The sequence below is a fragment of the Mycobacterium colombiense genome (assembly GCF_003284975.1).
GTDB lineage: Bacteria > Actinomycetota > Actinomycetes > Mycobacteriales > Mycobacteriaceae > Mycobacterium > Mycobacterium europaeum_A.
The window spans coordinates 16,417-33,147 of the sequence record NZ_QMEU01000005.1 but is presented as its reverse complement, the minus strand read 5'-3'; the positions used below and the strand labels follow the sequence as shown (position 1 = coordinate 33,147).

The window sequence follows — 16,731 nt, the reverse complement described above, 5'->3', positions numbered from 1 at the left end:
GATCGCCATCCGGACCAGTTCTTCGATCACAGCCGCTACTCCCGTCGCCGGATGCTCGCTAGATGGAAATGTACATTTCCGCACGATGCTAGCACCGCTGCTTATAAGCGAGAATTGAGGTTACCGGCGAGGAGTCCGGGCTTCCCCGCCGGCCAGCGCGGTGAGCTCGCGCTTGACAACTTTGCCGACATCGTTGCGCGGCAGCCGCTCGACGAACATGATGCGGACCGGGACGCGGTACGGCGTCAGGCGCTCCCGGCACCACGCCACCAGCCCGTCTTCGGACACCGTATCGTCGCCGCGTACGACGAACGCCCACGGCACCTCTCCGAGCCGCTCGTCGGGAACGCCTACCACGGCGGCCTCGCGCACGCCCTCGGCGGCGACGAGCACGTCCTCAACGGTTCCGGGAAACACTTTCAGTCCGCCGCGGTTGATCATGTCCGAAACCCGACCGTCGAGCCACAGGAAGCCGTCCTCGTCGAACCACCCGAGATCGCCCGTGTGGAACCATCCGTCGTCGGTCAGCCGGTCCAGGAACGCCGCATCGATCTTGCGGGCTGCCGTCGTTGGCGTGCGGACCATCACCTCATCGTCGGTGATCGTGACGTCGATGCCGGGTAGCGGTCGGCCGACGGACCCGAGCTTGGTCTCGCCCCACTCGCGGGCGTCTGCGGCCGACCAGCCCACCACCTCGCCGCCGAGCTCGGTCTGCCCGTACGAGTTCAGCACGATCACACCGAATTTGTCGCGAAATCGGGCCGCTTGCGCGGGCGACAGCGGGGCGGTGATCGACCGCACGATCTTCAGCGGCGCCAGGTCTGTGACGGAATCGTCGTGCAGCACCATGGTCAGCGCCGCGGGCGGCAGGACGGTGGAACGCAGCTGGTGTCGTTGGACCAAGGCGGCAAAGTCGGTGGGCGAGAAACGGTCCATCAAAACGACACCCGACCCGGCCCGGAACGCGAAGAGGACCTGATAGATACCGGCCCACAGCGATAACGACAGCGGAACGAGGTTCGGCATCGGAGGTCGCTTCCGCTGGTCGGTTGCGGGTTTGCTGCCCCGCAGCTTCGCGAGCAGTCGGTCGATGAGGTCCACGACCGTGGCATGACGAAGCGGCACCGGCTTCGGTGGGCCGGTGGTGCCAGAGGTGAACTGCAACAGGGCCACGTCGGGGTCGTACTGGCGCGGATCGGTTGGAGGCCGGGTGCCGGCGGTCATCCCCCACGACAAGTCGTCGCAGCTCACCACGGGTAACCCGAATTCCGTAAAGCGTTCGACCAGAGGGGAAGTCGTGATGACGGCAACGGGACGCAGAGTCTCGAGCTGGGTCACGATCTCTGGGTCGGCGGCCCGGGGATTCAGCGGCGTGTAGACGCCACCGGCGCGCCAGGTGCCGAACAGCGCGGCGATGGTCGTGGCGTCGTTGGGTAACATCGCGGCGACCACCTGTCCGGTTCTCAGGCCGCTGTCGCGGAGCAGTGCCTCCAGCCGTGCGGCACTGGCCGACAGGTCGTCGCGCGACACCTCGGCGCCGAGCGTGTGGACCGCGATTTCGGGCAAACCGTCCAGCAGCTCCGCGAGGCTCACGAATCGGCCTCCAGCGCAGCCCAATTCGGAATTCGCTTGTCCGCGAAGGCAAGCGGTCCTTCGTTCTGATCCGGGTGGCCCCACATCGACGTCAGGTGCTTGGCGCCCTCCCGGCAGGCATCGGTGAGTCCGTACTCGAGGGCGCCCCACAGCGCCCGCTTGGTGGCGCGCATCGCCGCGGGCGAATTCTGGGCGATCTTCTCGGCGAGTTCCTGGGCGACGGAACGCAGTTGGTCGGGCGGGTCGACGACCTGGCTGATCATGCCGAGTTCGTAGGCGCGCTGCGCGCTGAGGCGCTCGTGGCTGCCCACCAGCGCCATCCTCAGGACGGCTTCGGCGGGCATCTTGCGCATCAGCGCAATGGTTTCGAGCGCACTGACCTGACCGATGGACACGTGCGGGTCCACAAAAGTCGCGTCCGACGACGCGATGACGATGTCGGCGTCCGCGACCCAATGCAACCCGCCGCCCGCACAAACCCCATTGACGGCGGTGATGACCGGCTTCTCGACGTTGCAGTGCCACGCGCTCAGTTTCAGGTCCAGCGTGCGCATGGTCTCCTGGAACTGCAGCACCGCCTCGCCATCCAGATCTTCGACATCGGCGCCGACCTGGAAGGCCCGGCCGTTGCCGGTGTGCACGATGACGCGGACCTCCGGATCGGCGTTCAATTCCGCCCAGGCCTTGGGAAATTCCTCGCGCATCACGGTGTCATAGGCATTGAGACGGTCGGGTCGGTCGTTGATGATCCAGCCGACGGGACCGCGCCGTTCGACAATGAGTCTCTGGTATGTCATGAGACCTCCGCTGCGTCCGCGAGCGGTCGCCACTGCGGCGTGCGCTTCTCGCGCCACGCCCGGGCACCCTCCGCATGGTCCGGATGGTTACGCAGCCGCCAGATCTCGTCGGCGGCATCGCGGCGTGCCTGCGCCATACCGACCTCGAAGGAATGCCACAACGCCTTTTTGGTGGCCCGCATCGCGGTTGGCGAGTTGGTGGCGATCGCGGCGGCGAGCCGCCCTGCGGTCGCCCGAAGCTGGTCGGCAGCCAGCACTTCGGACAGGATGCCCAACTCGTAGGCGCGTTGCGCCGAGATGCGTTCACCGCGGCCGCTCAACGCCATCCGGGTGATCGCCTCCATCGGCGACTTGCGCAGCAACGTGATCGCCTCGTAGGCGACCGCCTGGCCGATCGAGACGTGGGGATCGACGAAAGATGCGTCCTCGGCCGCGATGACGATGTCCGCGTCGGCGACCAGGTGCAGACCACCGCCCGCGCAGACCCCGTTGACGGCGGCGATCACCGGCTTCCACACCCCGCAGTGCCATGACGAAATCCTCAGCTCGGCATCCCGGGTCCGACGGGAATGCCGACGCATCGCCTCCTTGTCGCGGGCGACCTGCACCACGTCCATTCCGGTGCAGAACGCCTTGCCGTTGGCGGTGTTGACGATCACGCGAACGTCGGGGTCCGCGTCGAGATCTGCCCAGGCGGCCTCGAGCTCATCGAGCATCAGGGCATCGAAGGCGTTTCCCGCGTGGGGCCGGTTCAGGATAAGCCAGCCGACGCCGTCGGCCTTCTCCACCATCAGACGCCGATACGCGCTCATGAGCGAGGGACGTCCTTCCACGGCTTGCCCTTCCACGGGTCCGGCTCTTTGGGCAGCCCGAGTACGCGCTCGCCGAGAATGTTCTTGTTGATGTCGGTGGTGCCGCCCTCGGTGCCGTTGGCGAGGCTGCGCATCATCCCGTGGACATCGCGGGGCAGCATGTCCGGATCCTGCAAGGCCGGCCAAGCAACCGCATCCGTGCCCAGCAGATCGACCATGAGGTCTTGGATCTGCTGGTTGAGCGTGGCCTGGTGTACCTTTCCGATCGAGGACGCAGCACCGGGTGACTGACCGGCCGACAGGGCCGCGCGCACTCGAGCATTCGTCCATCCCCGGATCTGCTCTTGTGCCCACAGATGCATAACCTTGTTTCGGACGACGGGGTCGTCCCAACGCCCGGTCTCCTTGGCCAGGGTGATCAGGCGTTCGGAACTCGAGCCGCCCAGGCGGCCCATGCCTCCCGAGCCCGATCCCGAAACCATTTGCCGCTCACTGGATAGCGTCGACGCGCTGACCCGCCAGCCGTCGTTGACCTTGCCTACCCGGTGGGCGTCGGGGATGCGTGCGTCGTCGATGAAGACCTCGTTGAACTCCGCCTCGCCGGTGATCTGGCGCAGCGGTCTGACCTGCACGCCGGGCTGATGCATGTCGAGCAGAAAGTAGGTAATGCCCTGGTGTTTGGGCGCTTCCGGATCGGTGCGCGCCAGCAGTATCGCAAAGTCGGCCTCGTCGGCCCAGGTAGTCCAAACCTTCTGGCCGGAGATGACCCAGCTGTCGCCGTCCCGAACCGCGCGGGTCGCCAACGACGCGAGGTCTGACCCGGCACCAGGCTCGCTGAAGAGCTGACACCACTTCTCTTCGTTGCGCACTATCGGGGGCAGGAAGCGCAGCCGCTGTTCTTCGGTGCCATGACTGAACAGCGCCGCGGCGGCATTGTTGAGGCCTAACGGATTCAGACGCGTCAGCCGCAGTGGGCGCAGCGCCTGTTCGATGGTGCGGGCAACGTCGTTGCCGACACCTAGGCCGCCGTGCTCAGGCGCCCACGTCGGCACGACAAGTCCCGACGCGGCGAACACCGGATACCAGTGCTGGTAGTCGGCGTGACTGCGTACCGCCCGTAACGCAGCCGGTCCCTCGGCCGCGGCCGTCCGCCACGATCGGGGCACCTCGGCGTCGATCCAGTGCTCGACCGCCACCCGAGCATCGGCGGCACTGGTGGCTGCGGTGATCGGCAGCGTTGTCATGATCGTCTACCGGCCTTGAAACTTCGCATCGCGTTTGTCCCGAAATGCCGCCAGGCCTTCACGGAAATCCTCGCTGCGGCTTGATATCTCGAGAGCCATTGCCTCGTTCTGCAGATGACGGTCGAGATCGAGTCCGTTGCCGCTCTGTAACAGCCATTTGGTGAGCCCCAGCGCCACTGTGGGCGCTTGCGCGAGTTTCGTGACGAGTTCGGCTGCTGTGGCGTCCAATTCATCCTCGGCGACCGCGGCGTGGATGATGCCCCACTCGGCAGCGGTGGCTCCGGAGATCTCTGTGCCGAGCATCAGGAGTTGTCGCGTCCGGACCATGCCGACGAGGCGAGGCAGCAGCCAGGCCGCGCCGCTGTCCGGGGTGAAACCGCGAGCCATGAACGGTTCCCAGAACCGCGCGTCGTCGGCCGCCACGCAGAAGTCGGCGGCCATCGCGATATGGAACCCGAGACCGGCCGTCCAGCCGCGAACCACCGCCACGAGGGGAACCTGCGTCTCGAGCATCAACGGGATGAGTCGATTGGCCTTGTTCGGCAGGCGGCGCTGCGTACTGCCCACCCGCGGCTTGCGCTCCGAGCGCGTGTTGTTGGCGATCAGATCGGACCCGGCGCAGAAGTCCGGTCCCTCGGCGTCGATCCGGATGACGCGCACCGACTCGTCGGTACCCGCTGCCGCCAGGTGCGCGATCATTGCGTCTAGCATCGTGTCGTTGACGGCGTTGCGACGATCGGCGCGCTCCAGCGTGAGATGCAGCGCCGGACCCCGCTGTTCGGCGCTCAGGCCGGGCACGCTCTGGTAGCTCATGGCCTCAGCGCCCGGCGAACTGCGCCGACACGGCGGTGAGCAGATCCGTCAGGTTATCGGCGCCGCCGAGTGGCTCCGGCAGCCGGACAGGCCCGCGGTCGCGGCTCGGCAGCAGGATGGTGGCGTGTCCGGGGGCAGTGATTTGGCCACGGTGGTTGGTCGCCGCGAGTTCGAGGTCGACGGCAGGCCGATCCCCACCGGCCAGATACTTGTGCACGACTTTTCCTGTGAGGGTGTGTAGGTCGCCGACGTAGTTGAAGAGGCGGAACTCGCAATGGAGCTTCCACAGCCAGGCGTCGTCACCCATCCAATCCGTGCACAGGTGGATCAGCCAGGTCTCACGCATGCGGCCGTAGTCGAAGGTGGTGGGATTGCCCGCATTGCGGGCGGCCTCCGGTTCCCAGTGCACGCGTTGCTGCACATCGGGGACGCCGTGCTCGTTGGGCGTGTAGAAACGGGGAATGCGCTGCCGGTTGCGCCAAGCCAGCCGCAGAGGCCGCACGCCGTACATCCCGGTCCCCATGCCGACGTGCCAGCAGACCATGTCGGTGACCGTCAGCGGGCCTTTGGTCAAGGGGCCGAGCTCGTCGCCCTCGTCGACGTCCTCCCACCATCGTGGTTCGGCGCCCCGGGGTGACTCGAGCGCCAATCTTTCGTCGATTTCGGTGATCTCGTCCGGTGTCCACGACTTCAGCTCGACGGCTTCGTATTTTTTTCGTCCCCGCGCCTTTTTGCGCTCGGTGCGGATCATGTTGCGGTACTGGCCGCCCAGGATGACGCCTTCGTCGTCGCGGAATACCTGCGCCGACCATTCGTGCACGGCGCGGTCGGCGAATTCACTGCTCTTGTCGAGTGCCGCCACCAGCGCGTTGCGCCGGAAAACCCGATGATTTGCGCGCAGCGGTGCCCACCATTCGCGCGACGACGACGCGTAGAAGGCGTGGACGCCGCGCAGCGGATCCCCTTTGGTCAAGGCACGATCTTCGGCGGAGAGCGTGGTCACCTCGTCGTCGCCGATCAGGGTGTCGCCACCCACCAGCGCGGGGGGCGCGATCGACTCACCCCACACGGATTTGGCCGCATACTCGGGATCGGTCCACAACGGATTGGAGTCCCCGTAGCTTTCCGCAACGTGCCGGAAGCAGTCCTCGTTCGGACGAAAGTAATGCGGGGGCTGAGTGTGGGGAACGGCGATACCGATGGTGGCGCGCAACCTGGCCAGCCCCTCGTCGGTAATGTGACCGGTCTCCGGCATGGAAATTAAGATACCCGAAAATCGGAAACGTCGTTAACGCGGGGATGTGAAGATGAACGAAGAGGCGCCCGGCATTGTTGTGGCCGTCGGTGACGATGCAGTGCAACGGATTACCATAGACCGCCCCCAGGTGGGAAACTCGTTGTCGCCCTTGGCACGTGACGCCCTCACGGAGGCATTTGTGCGGGCGGATGATGATCCCGCCGTTCGTGCCGTGCTGTTGAGGGCCACCGGTGACCGGCACTTCTGCGCCGGCGCAGGTCTGGCCGCCGATGGGCAATCAAAACCGGTCAGCGAGAAGCGGCCCGGTGACGTCGCCCGCATGCTCCAGCAGGGCTGGCAACGTCTGGTCGCGTCCATCTTGGACTGCGACAAACCGGTGGTCGCGGCGGTCAAAGGAACCGCTGCGGGCGCCGGGGTCAGTCTCGTGCTTGCCTGCGATCTGGTCGTGATGTCAACGGAGGCAAAGCTTGTCGAGTCGTTCGTGCACCGCGGCATTCTTCCGGATTCCGGCGCCATCTACCTGCTGACACGAATCGTCGGGCTACGAAGGGCCACCGAACTGTTGATGCTCGGCGAGCCTGTCCACGCCGCGGCCTGTGAGCGCCTGGGACTCGTCAATCGGGTGACCGACCCCGACGATGCCGAACCCACCGCGGAAGAGTTCGCCGGGCGCCTCGCCGCGGCCCCGACGGTGATGCTGGGGCTCACCAAGCGACTGTTGTCCGTGTCGTCGGAGTCCGGCCGCGATCGCGCCTTCGAACAGGAAGCCTGGGCACAGGAGGTGGTGTCGCGGACCGCCGATTTGCAAGAGGGCCTGCGGTCGTTCGCCGAGCGGCGCGCGCCGCGGTTCCGGGGGTTGTGATGCTCAGCTTTTGAGCGGACCGCCGCGAATGGTGAACGCTGAACTGTCGTCGATCTCGCCGATTGATGAGGCCACCGACTCCGCCGTCAGTGACGTGTCCTCGATCCCCTTGGTGACACCGATGAATACCCGCGATACCTTTCCCGCGCCCACCGAATAGATGTGCGCGGTGCGGTCGCAGCTGCGGTGGGCCAGGTAAACGACCACCGGGGTGACGAGCTCGGGGTCCATGGCCTTGCCGGCTTCGCCCATGATGTCCTCGGTCATGCGGGTTCGGGCGATGGGGGCGATCGCGTTGATGAGGATGCCGTTGCGCTGTCCCTCGATAGCCAGGACATGCATCATGCCGACGAGGCCCATCTTCGCCGCGCCGTAGTTGGCCTGCCCGAAGTTGCCGAAAAGACCGGTGCCCGAGGTGGTCTGGACGATTCGCCCGTAATTCTGCTCGCGCATCACCGGCCACACCGCCCGCGTCACATTGAATGCGCCGGACAGATGTACCGCGAGGACGGCGTCAACTTGGTCCGCGGTCATGTTCTTGAACGCGGCGTCGCGCAGGATTCCCGCGTTGTTCACCAGGATGTCCACCTGCCCGTACGCGTCCAGCGCCGCCGCCACGATCGCCGCCCCGCCTTCTTCGGTGGCCACCGAGTCGCCGTTGGCGATCGCGACGCCTCCAGCCGCGGTGATCTCGTCGACCACGCTCTGTGCCGCCGAGATCGAGGCGCCGCTGCCGTCCACCGAGCTGCCCAGGTCGTTGACCACGACGCGCGCGCCGCGCCGCGCGAGTTCCAACGCATGGCAGCGTCCTAGTCCGCCGCCGGCGCCGGTGACGATGGCTACCTGGTTGTCGAAAGTCAATGACTGCATGGTGAGAGGTTACATTTACCTAATCGAGAACAATCATTTGCATCGGGAGGGCGCTACATGAATGGCTCGACTGAGTTGCTGCGAGATGCGCGCCGGCGAGCCGAAGGGTTACGGCCCCGGTACCGCGCGGCGGGCTTCTGGTCGGGGCAACCGCTCGACGTCGTCCGATCTGCCGCGGCGCGACACCCCAACCGCCTTGCCGTGGCGGATCGAGGCACCGACCTGACGTCAGGTCAACTGGACGAACGCGTCGATGCTTCAGCCCGGGCGATGGTCGACGCCGGTGTCTCGGCAGGCGACATGATCGTCCTGGTGGTCGGCAACGACGTGGACTCGGTGGTGGTGGTCCACGCCGCCCTGCGCGCCGACGCGGTGGTTCTGCTGGTGCCGCGCAGCGCCGGAGCGACGCAGGTCGCCGACATTCTGGCGCGCACCGGCGCGCGGTTCGGCGCGGCGCCGAACTGGACGGCGTTAGGGGAGCCGGAAATGTTCGAACGCTGTCGGTGGATTGAGCCGAGCGGTAGTGGCCGTGCGCCAGCCGAGCCGTTGCGTCCCGCGAGGCCGGCGGACGAGCCGTCCGTTGTGTTGTACACCTCGGGGACGACGTCTCGACCCAAGGGCGTGATTCACTCCTTGAGCACGCTGGCAAAGGCGTCGGCGAACTACGTCTGGGCGGCGGGTCTCGATCAGGACGACCGGATCTTCTTGATAAGCCCGTTGGCTTCGGTCACCGGAGTGGTGCAAGCCTTGTTCATCGGTCCGATGCTCGGGGCGCCGGTGATTCTCGAGGATCGCTGGGACCCGGCCACCACGTGTGAGCTGTTAGTCGACTCCGGTGCGACGTGGTATGGGGGTCCCGACCGGCTGCTGGACCGCATACTCGACGAAGCGCTCGCGCGCGATGCGGTCGTCAAACTGCGTGCGGTGTATCTGGGCGGCACGATGCTGGACCGGCGCATCGTCGAGCGCATCGAAGACGGCTTCGGCATCGTCGTCATGCGCGCCTACGGCTCCTCGGAGATTCCGATCAGCACCTCGGGCCTGCGTACGGAGTCCCGCGACGTGCGTCACGCCGATGACGGTGTCGCGCTTGCCGACGTCGACGTGCGCGTCGGGTCCGGTACCGATCCCACCGAGTGCTGCGTCAAGGGGCCACATGCGTTTCTCGGCTATACCGACCACGAGGACGACTGGCACGCGTTCGACGGCGAATGGTTCCGCACCGGCGACGTGGCAGAGGTGGTCGACGGACGGGTCCGAATCGTGGGCCGCCTCAAGGACATCGTGATCCGTAACGGGCTGAAAATCCCCGCCGCCGAAGTGGAAGAGGCTGTCTCGCGGATAGGGGGAGTCCGCGAGTGTGCCGCCTACTCGGTCGCCGACGGCACCACCGGCGAACGACTGGCGATGGCAGTTGTGCTCGAGCCTCGCGTCGAGCTGTCGCTTGACGACGTCGCCCAGGCACTCTTGGCGGAGGGGTTGCCGAAATTCAAGTTGCCCGAAGAGCTCGTGATCTGGGACGAGCCGCTTCCGGTCAACGCCAACGGCAAGGTCGATCGGAAAACGCTCGAAGCACGGTCAGCCGGCCGGCAGCGATTGCTCGCCGACCGGCTTGCCACTACCGGGTAGACGGGCGGAAAACTGGGACGACGAATCCGTCTTCGTCGTCGCGGAAGGCGAGCACCAACTCCAAGTCGGCATGCAGATCTTCGATTGGGCAATTCTCGATGCCGGACATCAGCCGGGGTCCCTCCTCAAGGTCGACCATCGCCAGCACGTACGGCGTGCGGGTGTCGAATGGCGCCGCATTCTGGTGGATGACGGTCCAGGTGTAAAGCCGCGCGCGTCCGCTTGCCGGGATCAATTCGACGTCTTCGGACCAACACCGAGGACAAAACGGCCGCACGTACAACGACACGTGGCCGCAGGACCGGCAGGCGTTGACCATCAGGATGCGGTCCTGCACGGCCGACCACCACGCCTGGCTGTCGGTGTCGACCGACGGTCGATCCGGCGCCGTCACTATTGCCTCCCGAGAATCATCGTGGCGCTGTGGGTGAAGAAGCCGCCCATCGCATGAACGCATGCCAGATCGGCCCCACCGACCTGGCGCTGTTCGCATTCGCCGCGCAACTGCCTGACCGCCTCCACCATGAGGAACATTCCCCGCATGCCAGGGTGGCACGATGCCAGACCACCGCCGTCGGTGTTGGTCGGAAGCGCCCCGCCGGGGCGCAGCGCTCCGGACTCGATGAAGGGTCCGCCTTCGCCCTTGGCGCAGAAGCCGAGGTCCTCGACGGTCAATAGGACCGTGCAGGTGAAGGAGTCGTAGAGCTGGCAGACGTCGATGTCCGCGGGGCTTACGCCCGCTTGGGCGAATGCGCGTGGGCCGGAGGACGCCGCAGCCGACGTCGTGAAATCCTGCCACTGGCTCATGCTGACGTGAGACGTCGCGTCGGCCGAGCCGAGGATCCAAATCGGCTCCTTCGCGCAATCCCTGGCCACTCGCTCGCTGGCAAGTACGACGGCACCGCCGCCATCCGTGCGTAGGCAGACATGCTTCGAGGTGAAGGGGTCCGCCAGTATGGGTGCGGCCGCGACGTCGGCGACGGTGATTCGCTCGCGTTCAAATGCGTTGTCGTTCATGGCGGCCCATTCGTGGGCGGCGACGGCGACTTCGGCCAGCTGCTCGATGGTGGTGCCGAACTCGATCATGTGCCGGCGCGCGGCCATGGCGTACTTGGCGATCAGGGTAGCGCCGTAGGGGGCCTCGTACTGTAACGCGCCCCCGGTGCCCAGCGCGGCGGCAGACGGGCGAATCTGGCGCTTGACGTCAGATCGAGCGGTTGACCCGTATGTCAGCAGAGCCACTTCGATCTCCCCAGCCGCGATCGCGGCAGCGGCATGTCCGGCCATCACTTCCCACGAAGAACCGCCCACATTGGTCGCATCGACCCAGGCGGGACGCAGGCCGAGGTACTCGCTGACTTCGGCCGGCGGAAGTAACGTTCCGTGCCCACCGAACCCCTCGACGTCCTCCTTCGTCAGACCTGCGTCCGCGATGGCCAGGCGCGAGGACTGGGCCATCAGGGCCATGGCGGACTTGTCGGGAACTCGGCCGCAGTCGGACAGGGTTGCGCCCACGATGGCGACGCGGTTCGACGGCATAGCTAATGGTTATCACATCGCCCTTCCAGTGGATAATGACCATTCACGAAAAGATGGAAACGCAATTCTCGGTCCGCTACGGTGGGGCTATGCCGACAGCGCTGCGCGATGCTTTGCGGGGGGAAGCGCTCGTGCTGTGTCTGGCACTGCTCAACTCGCGCACCCCGGACGTTCCCGCGATCGCCGCAGCATGCGGGTACGACGCGGTTTACGTCGACCTTGAGCACACAGCGACGTCTCTGGAGACCGCGCACCTGCTTTGTGCCAGTGCCCTCGGTGCTGGAATCTCCGGCCTGGTGCGGGTGCCTTCGCATGAGCCAAGCACCATCGCGCGGGTTTTGGATTGCGGTGCCGTGGGAGTCATTGTGCCCCATGTGAATTCGAAGGAGGAGGCGGAGCGGGTCGTGCATGCCGCGCGGTTCCCTCCGGTCGGCCATCGGTCCATCTCAGGTTCGAATGCGCTCAGTGGGTACCAACCGCAAAGCGCACCGCAGTTGGTGGAGTTGCTCGAACAACGCACGGTCGTCGCGGTGATGATCGAAACGCCCGAAGCCGTCGAAGCTTCCGACTCCATCGCCTCGGTCGACGGCATCGACATGTTGCTGCTGGGGCCGAGCGATTTGACCGCCGAGATGGGCATCCACGGGCAGTATGAGAATCACTATTTCCATCGTGCAGTAGAATCGGTAGCGGCGGCTTGTCGTAGTCACGGCGTAGCGCTCGGTGTGGCCGGAATTAAGTCTCTTGACCTGCTGAATCGTTTCGTGGGACTGGGATTGCGATTCATATCCGCGGGGACCGACGTCGGGATGATGACGGAAGCGGCCACCGCCCGTGCGCAAGCGCTCCGCGAGCTCACGGGTCGCTGCGAGAACGCGGCTGCTGAATGACATTGATAGCCGGAAGCGAAGTCAACACAACAGGAGGACCGGATGCCGACAGCCATCTACACCGAACGTGTCACCGACCCGATGGCGTGGACGGGCGCGGACTTCGCGAGCAAGGATGACTTCGCCTTCGATCTGTCCGCCCGCAATGTGGCTGCGCTGGAATCGATCCTGGCCAAGACCGCGAAGAAGGACCGCGACGACATCACGCCACAGGACGCGCGACACCCCGACCTCGATGACGATCTGGCACGGCTTTACCAAGACCTGATGTTCGGCAAAGGTCTGGCCTGCGTGCGCGGCTTTCCCGTCGAGCAGCACTCGATCGAAGACCTCGAGCGCATTTACTGGGCGTTCTGCACGCATCTCGGCTATCTGGTGTCGAACAATTCGTTTGGTCACCGCATGGTGCGCGTTCAGGAAGAGATCCTGCCCGGCGGAGTTCAACCTGCCCGGGGCACGAAATCTCGCGCCGAACTAGCCATGCACAACGACGCCGCCGACATCCTGTCGCTGCTGTGCGTCTACCCGGCGGCTCAGGGCGGTGAAAGCCAGTTCGCCAGCGGCCCTGCCGCACACAACCGCATCCTGGCCGAACGCCCCGACCTGCTTGACGTGCTCTATCAAGGCTTTCCGCACCATCGGCGCAGCGAACAGCCGGATGACCAGCCCGATGTCACACCCTACGACGTCCCGGTCTTCTCGCAGATCAACGGGCGAATCTGCATCAACTTCACCTACAGCAGCATCTTGCCGGCGATGAAGACCCTCGGGCGCGAATTCACTCCGAAACAAGAAGAGGCCATCGAGCTGCTCCGCAACATACTCGTCGAGCAACAGGTCGAATTCCGTTTGGAATCCGGGGAAGCGGCCGTGGCCAACAACTTCGCGATGTGCCACTCCCGGTCCGACTTCGTCAGCAGCAACGACCCGAAGAAGGCCCGGTGCTTCCTGCGCGCCTGGATGGAGGTCCCGCAGCAGGATCGCCGGCTGCCGATCGGGCGTGAGTACTTTCATATGGAGAATAAGGATCTGCGGCTGGGATACGACGTCGTACCCGGTCGCGACGGCGCGATAGCGCGCAACGATTATCGCAATGTCGACGCCGCACTGGCCGACATGTTCAAGGCGGCGCAGGCCAAACCCAAGGCCCGGCCGTGACCGGCGGCTGCAAAGGCGCCTCAGGACGATGACCGACCGGCCACGACCGCGGTTGGTCGTAGAACGGTGGACCGATCCCGCCGCAGGAGACATCCTCGAAGTCTCCGATATCGAAATCGTCCGGCTCGAGCTGACCGCGCCCGCCGAAGAGGGTTGGGCGGCATTGGAATCCGCACACGGCTACCAAGTTGCCACCCGGACCGATGTCGCGGCGGTGGGCAATGGGGCCCAGTGGTTGGCGGGGGAGGAGCTTATTGCGCGATGTTCGTCGCTGCTCGCCGTCTGTTCGGCCGGCGCCGGCTATGACGTCATCGACGTCGACGCGTGCACCCGCGCCGGGATTGCGGTATGCAACAACTCCGGACCGGGGGCAGAGGCGGTGGCCGAACACGCGCTCGGATTCATGCTCGACCTCGCGAAGAAGATCACCGTTGCGGACCGGGCACTGCGGAGCGGTCCGGTCGCGAATCGGCTCGGGTTACAAGGGAGCCAACTGCTCGGCAAGACGCTCGGTGTGGTCGGGCTTGGTGCCATCGGCGGCCGTCTCGTCGAGTTGTGCGCCCCGTTCGGCATGGAGGTACTGGTTTTCGACCCCTACCTGGACGCGCTGACCGCGCAGGCTCGTGGTGTGCAGCAGGTGACGCTTGACGAGCTGGTAGAACGGTCGGACTTCGTGCAGATCACCTGCCCTTTGACGAGCGAGACACGTGGCCTCATCGGCAGGGCCCAGTTCGCGGCGATGAAACCGAGCGCCTTCTTCATCACCACGGCTCGCGGCCCTGTCCATGACGAGGCGGCCCTGCGCGACGCACTGGTCAGCGGCGCAATCGCGGGAGCCGGTCTCGATGTGTTTCACGAGGAGCCGCCACGGCCGGACAACCCGCTGCTGCAACTCGACAACGTCGTCGCGACACCGCACACCGCGGGCATCACCGTGGAGGCCGCGCGCGATATCGCCGTTGCGACCGCCGTGCAGTGGCAGACGATCTTCGAGGGCGGCCTGCCCCCACGCCTACTCAATCCCGACGTCTGGCCCCGCTATTGCGACCGGTTTCACGACGCCTTCGGATTTCGTCCAAGCGCCACCGCCGTTTACGAGAAGGGCAGTCGGTGACCGATTACGACACGATCGAAGTCGAGGTCAGGGGTCACACGGCGTGTGTGACGCTCAATCGCCCGGAGGTGCTCAACGCGATCAACGACAAGATGATCGCAGAACTAGCCGTGGCGTACTCGGATATCGAACGCTCGCAAGGTATTTGGACGGTCATCATCACCGGTGCGGGCCGTGCGTTGTGCGTCGGAGCCGATGTCAACAAGGCGGCCGACCATGATATGGAGAACGCGGCGGGGATCGACAACCAGGGCGAGCCCATCCTGAGCTCGATGCGGCAGTGGGATGCGCCGCAGGAGGCCACGCCGCCATGGCTCCAAATGACCAAGCCCATCATCTGCGCGGTGAACGGAATCGCCTGCGGCGCGGGAATGGACCTCGTGACGACGGCAGACATCACCATCGCCTCCGAGCGGGCCACGCTGATGGATCCACACGTCAGCATCGGGGTCACGTCCGGGCGTGAAGGGGTCAGGCTTGCCCGGCTGCTGCCCCTGCCCGTCGCGATGCGGCTCATCTTGATGGGCAAGCACGAACAACTCGACGCGCAGCGCGCCTACGATTTGGGCGTCTTCACCGAGGTCGTGCCTCACGATGCGCTGATGGCGCGCGCGTGGGAGATCGCCGAAGTGGTGAATTCCAATGCGCCCCTTGCAGTGCGAGGTTCGCGAATGGCCGTCCGCAAGGGACTGACATTGCCAATCTACGAGGCCGAGCTGCTCGCAGAGAATTATCGAATGAAGGTGGCCCTCACGAAAGACGCCATCGAGGGGCCGCGAGCGTTCCTGGAGAAGCGCAAGCCGGAGTGGAAGGCGCGGTAGCGTCGGGGCTTGGTGGGCTACTCCATGCCAAAGAAGGTCTTTGCGTTGGTGGACAGCACCTTTCGCTTGGTCTCCTCGTCCAATCCCTCCGTCGCCTTGTTCGCGACCTCGGTGCTGTGCGGCCAGTTCGTGTCGTTGTGCGGGTAGTCGGTTTCGAACATGAGTTGGTCCTCACCGACCAAATCTAGGATGCGGAAGGCGACCGGATCGCCAAAGGTGGAGAACCACACTCGACCGGGTACCTGGGTGCTCGGCGGCTCGGTCAGCAGGGGATGGATCCCGCCCCACGCTCGCCGGTCCTCCCATACCTCGTCGACCCGCTGCAGGTAGTACGGGATCCAACCCGCTTGCGCCTCGGCGAAAGCGAGCTTGAGGTCGGGGAACTGCTTGAGCTTGCCGGAGAATAGCCAGTCGACCAGGGCGATCGTGCAATTGACCGCCATCAGTGCGCTCGTCACGACATGGGGAGAGTCTGGGGAGGATTTGGTGAGTGAAGAACTCGATCCGATGTGCAGCATGATCCCCACCTGGTTTCGCTCGCAGGCGGCGAAGAACGGGTCCCAGTAACCGCTGTGAATCGACGGCAGGTCGAGACGAGAGGGCAGTTCGGAGAAGCACACGGCGTGCATGCCCTTGGCGGCGACCCGGTCCACCTCCTTCGCGGCCAGTTCGACGTCCCAGAGCGGGATGATGCCGAGCGGAATCAGCCGACCGTTCGAGCTACCGCCCCACTCGTCGATCTGGAAGTCGTTGTATGCCTCGACGCACAGCTTGGCGAGTTCCTTGTCTTTGCCGTACAGGAAGCGTTGACCGCAGAAACGGACGAGCGTATTGGGGAAGCAGGCCGAGGCCTCGATGCCGGCAACGTCCATGTCCGCAAGGCGATCCGCCGGACGGAAGCAGCCGGGTCGCATCTCGTCGTAGGTGATCGGGTCGGTGGTAAGCTCGTCGATTTCGTAGCCGGCGGCCGCACTGATGAGCGGGATGGGAATGACCGCGTCCTCGTAGCGCCAGATGTCCGCGTCCCGGCCCTCGTCGTCCTCGACGAATGCGACGTCGGACGTGACAGACGGATCCATGCGCCCGCGGGTGCGAACGATTCGCGGGCCGATGTCCCGATAACGCTCTGGAAGCCGGCTGGTCCACAGATCGGCCGGCTCCACCAGATGGTCGTCCGGCGAGACGATCAGGATATCTGCACTCAAGGCTGCTCTCCTTCGACAACGGTCCGCGGGCTCGATGTGCGGGGCATGACGGTAAATGAGAATGATCGTTTCCACGGTACCGCATCAAAGGTCGGCTACGCGCCGGGCCTCGCGCGAACCCGTTGC

At 65.4% G+C, this 16,731-nt stretch carries 16 protein-coding genes; 6 read left to right on the top strand and 10 right to left on the bottom strand.

The genetic code is table 11. The features are described from left to right. Positions 1 to 120: 120 nt before the first annotated feature. Genes DQP58_RS03355 through DQP58_RS03330 form a run of 6 tightly spaced genes read right to left on the bottom strand, consistent with a single transcriptional unit; the run spans position 121 to position 6,514 of the window. Positions 121 to 1,593 carry a class I adenylate-forming enzyme family protein gene (locus DQP58_RS03355; RefSeq protein ID WP_112707089.1) on the bottom strand — a complete coding sequence of 491 codons (1,473 nt, stop codon included), beginning with the start codon at positions 1,591 to 1,593 and terminating at the stop codon, positions 121 to 123. Beyond that, positions 1,590 to 2,390 carry an enoyl-CoA hydratase/isomerase family protein gene (locus DQP58_RS03350; RefSeq protein ID WP_112707088.1) on the bottom strand — a complete coding sequence of 267 codons (801 nt, stop codon included), beginning with the start codon at positions 2,388 to 2,390 and terminating at the stop codon, positions 1,590 to 1,592. The genes DQP58_RS03355 and DQP58_RS03350 overlap by 4 nt, the downstream gene beginning before the upstream one ends. Beyond that, the gene (locus tag DQP58_RS03345; RefSeq protein ID WP_112707087.1) at positions 2,387 to 3,202 is read right to left on the bottom strand and encodes an enoyl-CoA hydratase/isomerase family protein; all 816 of its coding nucleotides are present in this window, start codon (positions 3,200 to 3,202) and stop codon (positions 2,387 to 2,389) included. The genes DQP58_RS03350 and DQP58_RS03345 overlap by 4 nt, the downstream gene beginning before the upstream one ends. After that, entirely contained in the window at positions 3,199 to 4,446 is a 1,248-nt protein-coding gene (locus DQP58_RS03340; RefSeq protein WP_112707086.1) for an acyl-CoA dehydrogenase family protein, read from the bottom strand. The genes DQP58_RS03345 and DQP58_RS03340 overlap by 4 nt, the downstream gene beginning before the upstream one ends. A gap of 6 nt (positions 4,447 to 4,452) precedes the next feature. After that, positions 4,453 to 5,259: an enoyl-CoA hydratase/isomerase family protein gene (locus DQP58_RS03335; protein ID WP_112707085.1), complete on the bottom strand. Its 807-nt coding sequence runs from the start codon at positions 5,257 to 5,259 to the stop codon at positions 4,453 to 4,455. Positions 5,260 to 5,263: 4 nt separating this feature from the next. After that, on the bottom strand, positions 5,264 to 6,514 hold the full coding sequence (locus DQP58_RS03330) for a hypothetical protein (protein ID WP_112707084.1): 1,251 nt from the start codon (positions 6,512 to 6,514) through the stop codon (positions 5,264 to 5,266). Between the two features lie 52 nt (positions 6,515 to 6,566). Here DQP58_RS03330 and DQP58_RS03325 point away from each other — a divergent pair, with 52 nt between their 5' ends. Then, positions 6,567 to 7,379, top strand: coding sequence for an enoyl-CoA hydratase/isomerase family protein (locus tag DQP58_RS03325; protein ID WP_112707083.1), 813 nt, complete (start codon positions 6,567 to 6,569; stop codon positions 7,377 to 7,379). Between the two features lie 3 nt (positions 7,380 to 7,382). Here the strand turns inward: DQP58_RS03325 and DQP58_RS03320 are convergent, their stop codons facing one another. Further along, positions 7,383 to 8,249 (bottom strand): SDR family NAD(P)-dependent oxidoreductase, encoded by an 867-nt coding sequence (locus DQP58_RS03320; RefSeq protein ID WP_112707082.1) that lies wholly within the window; start codon positions 8,247 to 8,249, stop codon positions 7,383 to 7,385. A 57-nt stretch (positions 8,250 to 8,306) separates the two neighbouring features. On the opposite strand from DQP58_RS03320, the gene DQP58_RS03315 reads away from it, so the two are divergent. After that, positions 8,307 to 9,878 (top strand): class I adenylate-forming enzyme family protein, encoded by a 1,572-nt coding sequence (locus DQP58_RS03315; RefSeq protein ID WP_112707081.1) that lies wholly within the window; start codon positions 8,307 to 8,309, stop codon positions 9,876 to 9,878. On the opposite strand, the gene DQP58_RS03310 is transcribed toward DQP58_RS03315, so the two are convergent. Beyond that, positions 9,868 to 10,272, bottom strand: a complete 405-nt coding sequence (locus DQP58_RS03310) for a Zn-ribbon domain-containing OB-fold protein (RefSeq protein ID WP_112707080.1) — start codon at positions 10,270 to 10,272, stop codon at positions 9,868 to 9,870. The two genes, DQP58_RS03315 and DQP58_RS03310, sit on opposite strands and share 11 nt — an antisense overlap. Beyond that, on the bottom strand, positions 10,272 to 11,417 hold the full coding sequence (locus tag DQP58_RS03305; protein ID WP_112707079.1) for an acetyl-CoA acetyltransferase: 1,146 nt from the start codon (positions 11,415 to 11,417) through the stop codon (positions 10,272 to 10,274). The genes DQP58_RS03310 and DQP58_RS03305 overlap by 1 nt, the downstream gene beginning before the upstream one ends. Before the next feature lie 53 nt (positions 11,418 to 11,470). Here DQP58_RS03305 and DQP58_RS03300 point away from each other — a divergent pair, with 53 nt between their 5' ends. Genes DQP58_RS03300 through DQP58_RS03285 form a run of 4 tightly spaced genes read left to right on the top strand, consistent with a single transcriptional unit; the run spans position 11,471 to position 15,400 of the window. Continuing rightward, positions 11,471 to 12,307 (top strand): HpcH/HpaI aldolase family protein, encoded by an 837-nt coding sequence (locus tag DQP58_RS03300; RefSeq protein ID WP_430915690.1) that lies wholly within the window; start codon positions 11,471 to 11,473, stop codon positions 12,305 to 12,307. Between the two features lie 42 nt (positions 12,308 to 12,349). After that, positions 12,350 to 13,465 carry a TauD/TfdA family dioxygenase gene (locus DQP58_RS03295; protein ID WP_112707078.1) on the top strand — a complete coding sequence of 372 codons (1,116 nt, stop codon included), beginning with the start codon at positions 12,350 to 12,352 and terminating at the stop codon, positions 13,463 to 13,465. Positions 13,466 to 13,493: 28 nt separating this feature from the next. Then, positions 13,494 to 14,579 carry a hydroxyacid dehydrogenase gene (locus DQP58_RS03290; RefSeq protein ID WP_112707077.1) on the top strand — a complete coding sequence of 362 codons (1,086 nt, stop codon included), beginning with the start codon at positions 13,494 to 13,496 and terminating at the stop codon, positions 14,577 to 14,579. Next, positions 14,576 to 15,400, top strand: a complete 825-nt coding sequence (locus tag DQP58_RS03285) for an enoyl-CoA hydratase/isomerase family protein (protein WP_112707076.1) — start codon at positions 14,576 to 14,578, stop codon at positions 15,398 to 15,400. The genes DQP58_RS03290 and DQP58_RS03285 overlap by 4 nt, the downstream gene beginning before the upstream one ends. Before the next feature lie 17 nt (positions 15,401 to 15,417). On the opposite strand, the gene DQP58_RS03280 is transcribed toward DQP58_RS03285, so the two are convergent. Then, the gene (locus DQP58_RS03280) at positions 15,418 to 16,605 is read right to left on the bottom strand and encodes an amidohydrolase family protein (RefSeq protein ID WP_112707075.1); all 1,188 of its coding nucleotides are present in this window, start codon (positions 16,603 to 16,605) and stop codon (positions 15,418 to 15,420) included. Positions 16,606 to 16,731 lie beyond the last annotated feature (126 nt).

Bases quoted from the DNA above. Each gene is read 5' to 3' on its own strand.
- DQP58_RS03350 (WP_112707088.1), bottom strand. From the start codon at position 2,390: ATGACATACCAGAGACTCATTGTCGAACGGCGCGGTCCCGTCGGCTGG.
- DQP58_RS03345 (WP_112707087.1), bottom strand. From the start codon at position 3,202: ATGAGCGCGTATCGGCGTCTGATGGTGGAGAAGGCCGACGGCGTCGGC.
- DQP58_RS03340 (WP_112707086.1), bottom strand. From the start codon at position 4,446: ATGACAACGCTGCCGATCACCGCAGCCACCAGTGCCGCCGATGCTCGG.
- DQP58_RS03335 (WP_112707085.1), bottom strand. From the start codon at position 5,259: ATGAGCTACCAGAGCGTGCCCGGCCTGAGCGCCGAACAGCGGGGTCCG.
- DQP58_RS03330 (WP_112707084.1), bottom strand. From the start codon at position 6,514: ATGCCGGAGACCGGTCACATTACCGACGAGGGGCTGGCCAGGTTGCGC.
- DQP58_RS03325 (WP_112707083.1), top strand. From the start codon at position 6,567: ATGAACGAAGAGGCGCCCGGCATTGTTGTGGCCGTCGGTGACGATGCA.
- DQP58_RS03320 (WP_112707082.1), bottom strand. From the start codon at position 8,249: ATGCAGTCATTGACTTTCGACAACCAGGTAGCCATCGTCACCGGCGCC.
- DQP58_RS03315 (WP_112707081.1), top strand. From the start codon at position 8,307: ATGAATGGCTCGACTGAGTTGCTGCGAGATGCGCGCCGGCGAGCCGAA.
- DQP58_RS03305 (WP_112707079.1), bottom strand. From the start codon at position 11,417: ATGCCGTCGAACCGCGTCGCCATCGTGGGCGCAACCCTGTCCGACTGC.
- DQP58_RS03300 (WP_430915690.1), top strand. From the start codon at position 11,471: ATGGAAACGCAATTCTCGGTCCGCTACGGTGGGGCTATGCCGACAGCG.
- DQP58_RS03295 (WP_112707078.1), top strand. From the start codon at position 12,350: ATGCCGACAGCCATCTACACCGAACGTGTCACCGACCCGATGGCGTGG.
- DQP58_RS03290 (WP_112707077.1), top strand. From the start codon at position 13,494: ATGACCGACCGGCCACGACCGCGGTTGGTCGTAGAACGGTGGACCGAT.